This is a genomic window from Bradyrhizobium sp. USDA 4503 (genome assembly GCF_054055815.1).
In genome coordinates, this window is record NZ_JBSRXS010000001.1 from 416,032 (window position 1) to 427,634 (window position 11,603).

At 63.7% G+C, this 11,603-nt stretch carries 10 protein-coding genes; 4 read left to right on the forward strand and 6 right to left on the reverse strand.

The genetic code is table 11. The features are described from left to right. Position 1: 1 nt before the first annotated feature. The 4 genes from oxlT to ACVMIH_RS01920 all read right to left on the reverse strand — a co-directional run bounded on the left by oxlT (position 2) and on the right by ACVMIH_RS01920 (position 3,732). Positions 2-1,360, reverse strand: a complete 1,359-nt coding sequence (gene oxlT / locus ACVMIH_RS01905; RefSeq protein ID WP_456860546.1) for an oxalate/formate MFS antiporter — start codon at positions 1,358-1,360, stop codon at positions 2-4. 65 nt (positions 1,361-1,425) lie between these two features. After that, positions 1,426-2,208, reverse strand: coding sequence for a fumarylacetoacetate hydrolase family protein (locus tag ACVMIH_RS01910; protein WP_057017095.1), 783 nt, complete (start codon positions 2,206-2,208; stop codon positions 1,426-1,428). Positions 2,209-2,213: 5 nt separating this feature from the next. Beyond that, the gene (locus ACVMIH_RS01915) at positions 2,214-3,233 is read right to left on the reverse strand and encodes a 2-dehydropantoate 2-reductase (RefSeq protein ID WP_057017096.1); all 1,020 of its coding nucleotides are present in this window, start codon (positions 3,231-3,233) and stop codon (positions 2,214-2,216) included. Between the two features lie 85 nt (positions 3,234-3,318). Next, on the reverse strand, positions 3,319-3,732 hold the full coding sequence (locus tag ACVMIH_RS01920; protein WP_057017285.1) for a CBS domain-containing protein: 414 nt from the start codon (positions 3,730-3,732) through the stop codon (positions 3,319-3,321). Between the two features lie 238 nt (positions 3,733-3,970). On the opposite strand from ACVMIH_RS01920, the gene ACVMIH_RS01925 reads away from it, so the two are divergent. The 4 genes from ACVMIH_RS01925 (at position 3,971) to ACVMIH_RS01940 (ending at position 8,624) form a co-directional block, all read left to right on the forward strand. Beyond that, entirely contained in the window at positions 3,971-4,819 is an 849-nt protein-coding gene (locus ACVMIH_RS01925) for an IclR family transcriptional regulator (protein ID WP_229190204.1), read from the forward strand. 182 nt (positions 4,820-5,001) lie between these two features. Then, positions 5,002-6,789: a glyoxylate carboligase gene (gcl, locus tag ACVMIH_RS01930; RefSeq protein ID WP_456860548.1), complete on the forward strand. Its 1,788-nt coding sequence runs from the start codon at positions 5,002-5,004 to the stop codon at positions 6,787-6,789. Positions 6,790-6,825: 36 nt separating this feature from the next. Further along, entirely contained in the window at positions 6,826-7,611 is a 786-nt protein-coding gene (gene hyi, locus ACVMIH_RS01935) for a hydroxypyruvate isomerase (protein ID WP_057017099.1), read from the forward strand. A gap of 125 nt (positions 7,612-7,736) precedes the next feature. Next, a complete protein-coding gene (locus ACVMIH_RS01940) occupies positions 7,737-8,624 on the forward strand; it encodes a 2-hydroxy-3-oxopropionate reductase (protein ID WP_057017100.1) in 888 nt (295 codons plus the stop codon). A gap of 144 nt (positions 8,625-8,768) precedes the next feature. Here ACVMIH_RS01940 and ACVMIH_RS01945 read toward each other — a convergent pair whose 3' ends face one another. Further along, positions 8,769-11,129, reverse strand: a complete 2,361-nt coding sequence (locus ACVMIH_RS01945) for a xanthine dehydrogenase family protein molybdopterin-binding subunit (RefSeq protein WP_456860550.1) — start codon at positions 11,127-11,129, stop codon at positions 8,769-8,771. Positions 11,130-11,144: 15 nt separating this feature from the next. Further along, positions 11,145-11,603 (reverse strand): (2Fe-2S)-binding protein, encoded by a 459-nt coding sequence (locus tag ACVMIH_RS01950; protein WP_456866358.1) that lies wholly within the window; start codon positions 11,601-11,603, stop codon positions 11,145-11,147.

An 11,603-nucleotide genomic window follows, 5' to 3' on the forward strand; every position in this document is an offset into this window, starting at 1 on the left:
GTTATGGCGCCTTCTCGAGACGGTCGTAAGACATGGGTGCCTCAAATCGACCGCCTTCACCGGGAAAGACCTTTGCGCGAGCGATTGCGGCACTTGCCGTCGCTTCACTGCCGAGAATGAACGCGCGCCGCATCGGCTTGATCAGGAACAACGCGGTGAGGGCAGCGGTCGCATTGAGTGCAACCGCGACGATGAACACGGCCTGCCAGCCGAGCTGGGAAGAGATGATGCTCGCGAGCGGCACGAGCAGCGCCGCCGTGCCCTTCGCCGTGTAGAGCATGCCGTTGTTGGTGGTTGCATATTTGGCGCCGAACGTGTCGCCCGACGTCGCGGGAAACAGGCTGTAGATTTCGCCGAAGACGCCGAAATAGATCGCCGTGGCCAGCACGAAGACAACCGGAATGTGACCGTAGGTGGACAGCGTCAGCAACATCAGCGCCGCTGTCGCGAACGCGATGAACATCGTGTGCTCGCGCCCGATATTGTCGGAGACCCAGCCAAAGAGCGGACGGCCGAAACCGTCGAAGACGCGATCGAGCGAGATGGCAAACGTCAGTGCCGCCATCTGGAAGCCCGCCAGGGTGACCGGCGTGTCCGCGATCTTGAAGTCATGGGCGATCGGCCCGATTTGCGCGGCGGTCATCAAGCCGCCGGAAGCCACCATGACGAACACCACGTACATGACCCAGAAGACCGGGGTACGCAACACCTGGGGCGGAGTGTAGTCGATCGCACTCTGCGGCAGATTGAGACGCTTTTTCCTGGGTGCTTCGACGCCATGTGGTGGCCGGACGAACCAGGCCAGCAGGATGACGATGAGGCCTTGTCCGATCCCGAAGGTCAGGAAGGTGCTCTGGTAGCCGCTGGCGGCAATCATGTTGGCAATCGGTACGACGGTGAGGGCCGCACCGGCGCCAAACCCGGCGGCGGTTGCTCCTGCGGCCAGGCCGCGCCGGTCCGGAAACCATTTCAGGGCATTGCCGACGCAAGTGCCGTAGACGGCGCCGGCACCGATGCCCGCGACGACAGCTGCCGCATAAAGCGTAACGAGAGAGGAGGCGTATGAGTTCATGATCCAGGCCAACCCGATCATCAGCCCGCCGAACATGATGACGATGCGGGGGCCGTATTTGTCCACGAACCAGGCCTCCACCGGCACAAGCCATGTCTCCGTCATCACGAAAATCGTGAAAGCGAGCTGGATGGCCGGACGGCCCCAGTGAAACTTCGCGTCGATCGGATCAACGAACAGCGTCCAGCCATATTGCAGGTTGGCGATCATCGCCATGCAGACGATGCCGATCGCCAGTTGCAGCCAGCGGAAGCCGCCGGGCGATGATGCCGGGTTCGTGGAGATCATGTACGCTCCTAAGGCAGATAATCGTCGTTTGGGCCGGCTGCGTCGGGTTGTCGTCCCGCCGCAGCCTACTGACGGAATTCGTTGGTCAACTCGCCGATTCCGTCGATCGCGACGGTGACCGTGTTGACGGGCTCCTTCATCACCCCGACGCCAATCGATGTCCCGCAGCAGATCAGGTCGCCCGGCAACAGCGTCATGTCGTGCGAGATCTTGCTGACCAGCGTCTGTGCGCTGAAGATCATGTCCGCGATCGGGTAGTTCTGGCGCTCGACGCCGTTCAGAATGGTGCGCACCACGAGGCGTGCGGGGTCGAGGCCTGACGCAATCACGGGGCCGAACGGGCCGTATCCATCGAAGCCCTTAGCCCGCGCCCATTGCGGGAAGGTCGGGTCGCGATTGAGGATGTCCGCGGCGGTGACGTCGTTGGTGCAGGTGTAGCCGAAGATGAAGGCGTCGGCCTGCTCGGGCGCGACCGCCGTGCAGCTCCTGCCGATGACGATGCCGAGTTCACCTTCGTAGGTCGTCTTGCCATCATAGCCCAAGGGACGCCTGATGACGGCACCAGGCCGGGTGACGCTGGTCGGCGCCTTCAACAGGTACAGCGGTTCGGCAGGCTCAGGTGATTTCAGCTTCTCCGCAAGCGCGTGAAAATTGTTCCAGAGCGCGATGACCTTGCTCGGTTGCGTCGGGGCGAGCAGCTCGACGTTGTCCAGCGCCAGCGTTTGTCCAGTCGGTCGCATGTCGCCGAACATGTCCCCTTCGTGCACGGAGATGCCGGATGGAATGAGTTGCCCGAAGCCGATTTCGGCATGGTGGCGGAAGCGGACCCAGCGCGTAACATTGGCCATCGGGATCACGCCACCGCCAGCGTTTCTGCTGCTGCGGCGCCGGCCGCCCCGTCATAGAGGCCGGCCAGCCTGGTGCGCTGCGCGACCAGGGCCAGCACCGCATCGAGGGCGGGCGTCGCGATTCCTGTCATCCGGCCCATCTCCTGCACCACGGTGATCAACGGATCGATCTCGACCGGACGTCCGCGCTCGAGATCCTGCAGCATCGAGGTCTTGTGCGCGCCGACCTTGCGCGCACCTTCGATGCGGCGTTCGACATCGACCCGAAACTTGACGCCGAGGCTTTCCGCGATCGCCTGGGCCTCCAGCATGATCGCCCGGGACAGCGCGCGCGTGCCCGGATTGCTGCAGATCACGTCGAGCGTCGCGTGGGTGAGGGCGCTGATCGGGTTGAAACAGACGTTGCCCCACAGCTTGAGCCAGATCTCGTCACGGATACGGTCGAGGACTGGAGCTTTCATGCCCGCGGCCACGAACAGCTCGGAAAGTTTCTGGACGTCGGATGTGATCTCGCCGGAGGGCTCGCCCAGCGGAAAGTTGTTGCCGTAGACATGGCGGATCACGCCGGGCGCCTCGATCTCGGTGGCGGGGTACACCACGCAGCCGATCGCGCGCTCGGGGCCGAGCTCGTTCCACTGCTGACCGCCAGGATCGATGCTCTCGAGCGTCGATCCTTCGTGCCGACCACCGTGCTTGTGGAAATACCAATAGGGAATGCCGTTGACGGCGGTGACGATGCGGGTCCGATCGCCCAGCAGCGGCCGCATGGGCTCGATGACACCGGTGATCGAATGCGCCTTGAGGCAAATGATGACGTAATCCTGCTCGCCGAGTTCGGCGGGGTTATCGGTGCAGCGAGGATGCACGACGCGCTCCTCGTCGCCGATCAGGAGTTTCAGGCCGTTCTGCCGCATTGCGGCGAGATGCGCACCCCGCGCGACCAGGCTGACATCGGCACCAGCACGCATAAATTCGACACCGAGATAGCCGCCGATCGCGCCGGCGCCGTAGATGCAGATTCTCATTCGATCCTCGCAAGCAGAGTGGGGACACAGCAGGAGCCGCAGCGGCTCGAACCGAGTAGCGTGGCAATGGCCTTGGGCAAGTCTGTCAGGCCGCGCAGGCGGCTTCCTCGAAAGCAAGGGTGATGTCCCGCATGCTCACGACGCCGACGAGCCGGCCGTTGTCGATGACGGGGACATGGCGGATTCCATGACGGGCCATGAGGCGCTCGACATCCGTGAGCGCATCTTGCGAATTGCAGGACAGCAGCGGCCGCGGCGAGATGAATTGCGCGACTTTCATCGCAAGACCATTAGTGCCGCGCTCGGCGATCACAGCGACGACGTCGCGCTCGCTGAACATTCCGATCACGGCGGCGTCCTTGCTGCGCGAGGCGTTCCTGACCACGAGGGCGCCGACATTGCTCGCGTACATCAGGTTCGCCGCAATGCTCACGGTTTCGTTCGAGCCGATCGTCACCACGTGCGCATTGTTGGCGCGAAGGATGTCCCCGACGTACATGGCATCGTCCTCCCGGTTGCTTGATTTGGTCGTTGTGAAGCGATCGTGGTATACATTATCCCAGAAGTCAAACAAAAGAATCGAGCCATTTGCCAAGAATAATGGCAAAAATACTGACCTATTCGCGAGTATTGTCGCCTTGACTCAATGGCCTTTTGGTATGCCATATGCCAATTCTGAAGCTCGCTCTCGACGAGCAATTTGGTTCTGAACCGCAACCGGTTAGGGGCAGGTCGTGATGAAAAGAGAGCCGATCCGGCGCAAGCCGTCCGATCCCGATCTTCGCGCGCAGCCGGAGCTGGACGCGCGCGACGGCGGTGTTCAGTCCGTTGATCGCGCCATGCAAATCCTGGAGACACTTGCAGAGGATGATGAAGGCTATCGGCTGACCGATCTGGCGATCCGCACCGGCCTGTCTCCCTCGACCGTACATCGGCTGCTGACCACGCTCGAGAACCGCAGGTTCGTTCAATTCGACCGCGACGAATCCAAGTGGCACATCGGCGCGCAAAGCTTCGTGGTCGGCTCGACCTTCGTGCGCCGGCGGAATTTTGCCGCGCAGGCACTGCCTTATCTGCGCAAGCTGCGCGACCAGACCCGGGAAACGGCCAATCTTGCCGTGGTCGACGATGAATCCATCATCGTCGTGTCCCGCATTGAAAGCCGTGAGATCATGCGCTCGCTGACCAAGGTCGGCGGACGCGTCGCGATGATCGCCTCGGGAGTGGGCAAGGCGGTGCTGGCTACCTATTCCGATGCAGACGTCAACGCGATCATTCGCCGTCAGGGCATGCCGCGGCTGACGGAAAAATCGATCGTGCGGCCCGGCGAGTTGTTCAAGGAATTGGAGAGCGTGCGGCGTCAGGGTTATGCGGTGGATGATGAAGAGGCGCGCCTCGGCCTGCGCTGCGTGGCCGCGGTCGTCTTCAACGATTGCAACGAGCCATATGCCGCAATCTCGGTATCCGGCATGGCGGACAGGCTGACGAACGAACGCTTGCCCGAGATCGGTACGATCGTGCATCGGATCGCAGCCGAACTCACGGCCGAACTTCGCGGGAACCGCACGCAGCAAACGCAGGCGTAAGGGCGGGCTGCAATTCCGTCCGCAACAATTTCCATTTCTACACTGACGCTAATCGTTTGAAGACGCGCAAGAAATCGCGAGCGTTGCCACAGCGCGGAAATTCCAATCGATTGCGTTGAGATCGATGCTCGCGGGCCTGATGATCCTGCTCAGGCCAACTCATAGCGAAGCGGGATCATCACATGAAGATGCGAGCAGTCGATGCAGCAGTGCGCATTCTCCAACGCGAAGGGATCACGTGCGCATTCGGCGTTCCCGGCGCGGCGATCAATCCGCTTTACTCCGCGCTGAAGCGCAACGGATCGATCCAGCATATTCTGGCGCGGCACGTCGAAGGCGCCTCGCATATGGCGGAAGGCTATACCAGGGCGAAGGCGGGCAATATCGGCGTCTGCATCGGCACATCGGGTCCGGCCGGCACCGACATGATCACCGGCCTCTATTCGGCGATCGCTGATTCCATTCCGATCCTCTGCATCACCGGTCAGGCGCCGCGGGCGCGGCTCTACAAGGAGGATTTCCAGGCCGTCGACATCGAGTCGATCGCAAAACCAGTGACGAAATGGGCCGTCACCGTGCGCGAGCCGGCGCTGGTGCCGCGCGTGTTCAGCCAGGCTTTCCATGTCATGCGGTCGGGGCGGCCGGGACCGGTGCTGATCGACCTTCCGCTCGATGTGCAACTGGCCGAGATCGAGTTCGACGACGAGACCTATTCACCGTTGTCGGTCTACAAGCCGACGGCGACGCGCAAGCAGATCGAGAAGGCACTCGAGATGCTGAACGCCGCGGAGCGGCCGCTGATTGTGGCCGGCGGCGGCGTGATCAACGCCGATGCATCCGAGCTGCTGGTCGCCTTTGCCGAAGCGGTCAACGTTCCGGTCGTTCCGACGCTGATGGCCTGGGGCGCTATTCCTGACGATCATGCGCTGATGGCAGGCATGGTCGGCTTGCAGACCAGCCATCGCTACGCCAACGCCACGATGCTCGAATCCGATTTCGTGCTCGGCATCGGAAATCGCTGGGCCAACCGGCATACCGGCTCGATCGAGACCTACACGAAGGGCCGCAAATTCGTGCATGTCGACATCGAGCCGACGCAGATCGGGCGGGTCTTCAATCCGGACCTCGGTATCGTCTCCGACGCCAAGGCCGCGCTGGAAATGTTCGTGAGCGTCGCCAGGGAGTGGCGGAAGTCCGGGAGGCTGCGCGATCGGCAGGCCTGGCCCGCCGCCTGTCGCGACCGCAAGCGTTCGATGCTGCGCAAGAGCCACTTCGAAAGCATCCCGATCAAGCCCCAGCGCGTCTACGAGGAAATGAACAAGGCCTTTGGCCGCGACACCTGCTACGTGACCGTGATCGGATTGTCGCAGATCGCTGGGGCCCAGTTCCTCAACGTCTACAATGCGCGCAACTGGATCAACGCCGGGCAGGCCGGTCCTCTCGGCTGGACACTGCCGGCCGCGCTTGGCGTGCGTGCCGCCGATCCCGACCGCGACATCGTCGCGCTGTCGGGTGACTACGACTTCCAGTTCCTGATCGAGGAGCTCGCGGTCGGGGCGCAGTTCAATCTGCCCTACATCCACGTCGTCGTGAACAATTCATATCTCGGCCTGATCCGGCAGGCGCAGCGCGGCTTCGACATGGACTATCACGTCCAGCTCTCGTTCGAGAACATCAACGCGCCCGAGATCGGCGGTTACGGCGTCGACCATGTGGCCGTCGCAGAGGGTTTGGGCTGCAAGGCGATCCGGGTCACCGATCCGAACGACGCGCAGGCGGCGTTCGCGACCGCACGCGAGCTGATGGCGAAGCATCGCGTGCCCGTGGTCGTGGAGTTCATTCTCGAGCGAGTCACCAATATCGCGATGGGAACGGAGATCGACAACATCGTCGAGTTCGAAGAGGTGCTCGATCTTCCGCTCGATGACGTGCCGGGCGCATCACGATCCGGCACGCTGTTGCCGGCCTGACCACATCATTCATCGCTTCAAGCGGAGATACGACTCGTGCCTCAATTTGCCGCCAATCTCACCATGCTCTTCAACGAGCTGCCGTTCCTCGATCGGTTCGCGGCCGCCAAGGCGGCCGGCTTCAACGCAGTCGAGTATCTTTTTCCTTATGACTTCGAAAAGGGCGCGTTGCGGGAGGAATTGGCGCGCTGTGGGCTGACCCAGGTGCTGCACAATCTTCCAGCCGGCAACTGGGCCGCCGGTGAGCGTGGCATTGCGATCCTGCGCAATCGGGTCGATGAATTTCGCGACGGGGTGGTGCGCGCAATCGACTACGCAAAGGCGCTGGATTGCCGGCAGCTGAACTGCCTGGTCGGCATCGCTCCAGCCGATACGGATAGGGCAGACCTGCAGGAAGTCCTCGTGTCCAACCTGCGCTTCGCCGCAGGCGCGCTCGCCCAGCATGGCATCAAGCTCCTGGTCGAACCGATCAACACGCTCGATATTCCCGGCTTCTTCCTGAGCCGTACGGAACAGGCGGTGCAGCTCATTTCCGAGGTTGGCTCATCCAATCTGTTCATCCAGTACGACATCTATCACATGCAGATCATGGAAGGTGATATCGCGCGGACCCTGCAGAAGCATCTCGGCCGGATCGCGCATGTCCAGCTCGCCGACAATCCGGGCCGTTATGAACCGGGAACCGGCGAAATCAACTACTCCTATCTGTTCAAGCATCTCGACAGCATCGGGTATCGGGGCTGGATCGGGTGCGAATACAAGCCGCGGACGACCACGCTCGAGAGCCTGGGCTGGCACGCCGCACAGACTTTCGTGACCTAGAGCCTGTTCCGTTCCGATTGAATCGGGACGGAGCTCTGGAATTTTATTTAACGCGGTTTCTTCACGCGAGCCGAGAGTCGCTCGCCGAAAAAACGCCTTCATCCGGCTGACAGGGAGCAACGACAATGAAAGACATCGGATTCATCGGACTTGGCACCATGGGACGTCCGATGGCCGGCCACCTCCTGGCTGCCGGCTATCGTCTGTTCCTGCACGACGTCGTACCTGTTGCGCCTGAGTTGATCGCGGCCGGCGGTATCGCTTGCGAGTCCGCCAAGCAGGTGGCGCAGGAGGCGGACGCCGTGATCATCATGGTACCGGACACTCCGCATGTCGAAGCCGTGCTGTTCGGTCAAGGCGGCGTCGCGGAGGGCATCTCCAAAGGCATGATCGTGACGGATATGAGCTCGATCTCTCCGCTGGCGACGAAGGAGTTTGCACGCTGGATCGATGCGCTCGGGGCCGATTATCTCGACGCGCCGGTCTCCGGCGGCGAAGTTGGTGCAAAGGCGGCCAGCCTGACCATCATGGTCGGCGGGCGGGAGCGGGCGTTCAATGCGATGAAGCCCCTGTTTGAAACGATGGGGAAGAATGTCACGCATGTCGGCGGCAACGGCGACGGCCAGACCACCAAGGTTGCGAACCAGATCATCGTGGCGCTGACCATCGAGGCGGTGAGCGAGGCGTTGCTGTTCGCCTCCAAGGCCGGGGCCGACCCCGCGCTGGTGCGCCAGGCGTTGATGGGTGGCTTCGCGTCGTCGCGAATCCTCGAAGTGCACGGCGATCGCATGCTGAAGCGCGATTTTGATCCGGGCTTCCGCATTGAGTTGCATCAGAAGGATCTCAACCTCGCGCTGGAAGGTGCGCGCGCGCTCGGCTTGTCGCTGCCAGGCACTGCCGCAGCCCAGCAGCTGTTCAACGCCTGTACCGCCCTCGGCGGCAGAAGCTGGGACCATTCCGGCATTCTGAGAGCGCTGGAGGTCATGGCGGGCCACGAGGTCGCGGCTGCCTGAGCGCCGCGGAGGGGAATGGACGAAAATATCGTGGGCCTGGTCGGTGCGGGGACGGTAGCGCCTACCTGCCACGGATCAGGCGCCTGGCGCCCAAGCCGGTCGCTCAGCGTTCGGATCGTTTGCTGGGCATTTTTTCTGGTGTCCCTAGGGCGCCCCGTGAGGACGAACAAGGTTGTCCGCCCACACCTCGGCAATGTGAGACAGTGCCAGACCCGGCTTGCGCTCGAGCAGAAGTTCGAGCACGCGCGGCGGCGTCAGGGGTAATTCCTGTACCCGCTTTCCTGTCGCGTTGGCAACGGCGCAGGCGACGGCGGCGCCAACATTGAGGATCGGCACCTCGCCGGCGCCCTTGGTGCCGAGCGGCCCCACCGACGGCGCGCCCTCATAGAGGCTGATCTCCACCGGTACGACGTCGAGCGCAAGCGGTACGCGGTAAGTCTCGAAGCCGCTTTGACCGACACGGCCATTGCTGCCGATCGTCACCTCCTCGTGCAGGGCATAGCCCAGGCCCTGCACGACGCCGCCCTGGATCTGGCCGTGGATTGCGCGTGGATTCAGCGCACGGCCGACGTCCTGGACCACGCGATAGCTTAGCACCTCGACATGCCCGGTCTCCGAATCGACGGCGACCTCGCAGTCGTGGACGGCGAAGACGGGGATGTCGATCGCGTCGATGAAATGACCGGCAACGCAACCGGGCATCGCCGGCACGCCGGCGCCGGTGAAGGCGCCGGTGCCGGCGACCGGTCCGCCCAGCGCTTGAGCGCGGGTCGCGACCTCCGCGACGGTGCGGCCGGAGCCCGGCGCGCCCGCGATCTCGATCCGACCATCGCGCATGACGAGATCGCCGGGCGCGGCTTCGATCATCTCGGAGGCGATCCTCAAAAGCTTCGTGCGCACCTCCTGTGCCGCCGACAGGCTGGCGGCGCCGAGCGAGACGGTGGTGCGGCCGCCACCGACGCCGACATCATAACCGGCCGCATCGGTATCAGCGGCGCGGACGATCACTTGCTCGGGCGCGATGCCGAGCGTGCTGGCAACGATCTGCGGCAGGCTCTGCATCATCGAGCCGGATCCGATCTCGACACCCGACGTGACCAGGGTCGCCGTGCCGTCGGCATTCATGTTCACCGTCGCGGCCGATGGGCCGACGAAGACGAACCAGGTGCCGACGGTGGTCGCGCGTCCAAGGAGCTTGCCGTCGGTGCGCGCCGGCAGCGGCGCTGCCGCGTCGCGCAACGTATCCATCCGGTCGAGCATCGGGCCGAGCACATCGCCTTCGAATACCTGGCCGGTGGCGCCGAGATCCTTGTCGCCGAGCACGTTGCGGCGCCGGAAAGCAAGCGGATTCATTCCGATCCGCGCTGCGATCTCGTCGGTGTGCCGCTCGAGCGCGAAGGTGTTGTAGACGCCATTGCAGCAGCGGAACGCGCCGTTCGGCGCCGTGTTGGTATAGACCGCGCGCGAGACCATGCGCACGCTGCCAAGCCTGTAGTTTCCGCCGAGCGTGTGTGCGGTCATGGTGGTCAGGAAGATCTGTTCGCCGCCATAGGCGCCGCAGTCCATCAGCACGACCGCCTCGCGGCCCACGATTTCTCCGTCGCGCGTCACCGCCGAGCGGATGCGAATATCGGCGTTCTCGCGGAACAGGCAGGTCAGCATCTCGTCCTCGCGGGAATTGACGAGGCGAACCGGCCGGCCGCTGGCGCGGGCGAGGAGGGCGGCGAAGGGCTCAACCGCCAGATCGAATTTGAGACCGAAGCCGCCGCCGACCGGCGGCACAGTGACGCGCACTTGCGATGCCGGCACGCCCAACGCGCGCGCGGTTGCATTGCGGACGCTCCAGGGAACCTGCGTCGACGTCTCGATATGGAAGCGGCCGTCCTCGTAGCTTGCGACGACCGCACGCGGCTCGAAGGCCACGTGGTTCTGGCGGCCGACGTGATAGAAACTTTCGACGATCTCGACGTCAGGCCGCGCAAAGGCGGCGTCGACGTCGCCGCGAACGACGGTCGCCTCCCAGGCGACATTGCCCGCACGCGCGCCGCCTTCGACCAGGACCTCATAGCCGCGCCAGTCCGGATGAACCAGCCGCGCATCTGGTGCCAGCGCCTCCGCCATGGTCAATATTGCGGGGAGTTGCTCGATTTCCACGTCGATCGCCACGAGCGCGGCCTGCGCCTGCGCCAACGTGACGGCAGCGACCGCGGCAAGCGGTTCGCCGTCGTAGCGAATGACATCGCGGGCGAACAGCGGGTGATCGGCGATGCCGATGCCGATCATGCCGGGCGCATCCGACGCCGTCACGATCGCACGTACCCCCGGCATGCGGGCAGCCCTCGACGTGTCGAGGCGAATGATCCGGCCCGAAGGCAGGCCGGCACGCAGCACCGCGGCGTGCAGCATGCCGGGCAGATATCGATCGATGGTGTAGCGCGTACGGCCACGCAGCTTGTCGGCGGCGTCCCGCCGGCGCAAATCCATCGTCGCGGAAACGTCGGACATGCTTGCGCCTCCCGATTATGCGTTGGCCAAGGCGAGCAGCGTCGCCTCGACGATGCGTTCGTATCCCGTGCAGCGGCAGATGTTCCCGGTGAGTGCGGCCCGGATATCGTCACGGGTAGCGTCAGGCCGGGTCGTCAAGAGATGCGTCAGGCTCACCACCATGCCGGGAAAGCACATGCCGCATTGGACCGCATCGCTGGCCTCGAGGGCCGCCTGGATGCGGTTCAGTTCGCCGTGAGGCGCAAGGCCTTCGACGGTGCGGATCTCGCGGCCATCGGCGAGCGCGGCGGGCAACAGGCACGATGGCGTCGGCTCGCCGTCGACCAGCACCATGCAGGCACCGCAAAAGCCTTCGCGACAGACCGGTTTCGCGCCGGTCAGATGCATCTCCTCACGCAGAATGTCGATCAGCGGCGTGGCGGGGTCGGCCACGGAAGAGAGGCGACCACCGTTCACTGTCAAGTTGAATCCCAT

What these genes read in the sequence shown, in the direction of transcription:
- gcl (WP_456860548.1), top strand. Translation starts at nt 5,002, where the DNA reads ATGAAGATGCGAGCAGTCGATGCAGCAGTGCGCATTCTCCAACGCGAA.
- ACVMIH_RS01910 (WP_057017095.1), bottom strand. Translation starts at nt 2,208, where the DNA reads ATGGCCAATGTTACGCGCTGGGTCCGCTTCCGCCACCATGCCGAAATC.
- ACVMIH_RS01920 (WP_057017285.1), bottom strand. Translation starts at nt 3,732, where the DNA reads ATGTACGTCGGGGACATCCTTCGCGCCAACAATGCGCACGTGGTGACG.
- ACVMIH_RS01950 (WP_456866358.1), bottom strand. Translation starts at nt 11,603, where the DNA reads ATGGGATTCAACTTGACAGTGAACGGTGGTCGCCTCTCTTCCGTGGCC.
- ACVMIH_RS01915 (WP_057017096.1), bottom strand. Translation starts at nt 3,233, where the DNA reads ATGAGAATCTGCATCTACGGCGCCGGCGCGATCGGCGGCTATCTCGGT.
- ACVMIH_RS01940 (WP_057017100.1), top strand. Translation starts at nt 7,737, where the DNA reads ATGAAAGACATCGGATTCATCGGACTTGGCACCATGGGACGTCCGATG.
- ACVMIH_RS01925 (WP_229190204.1), top strand. Translation starts at nt 3,971, where the DNA reads ATGAAAAGAGAGCCGATCCGGCGCAAGCCGTCCGATCCCGATCTTCGC.
- oxlT (WP_456860546.1), bottom strand. Translation starts at nt 1,360, where the DNA reads ATGATCTCCACGAACCCGGCATCATCGCCCGGCGGCTTCCGCTGGCTG.
- ACVMIH_RS01945 (WP_456860550.1), bottom strand. Translation starts at nt 11,129, where the DNA reads ATGTCCGACGTTTCCGCGACGATGGATTTGCGCCGGCGGGACGCCGCC.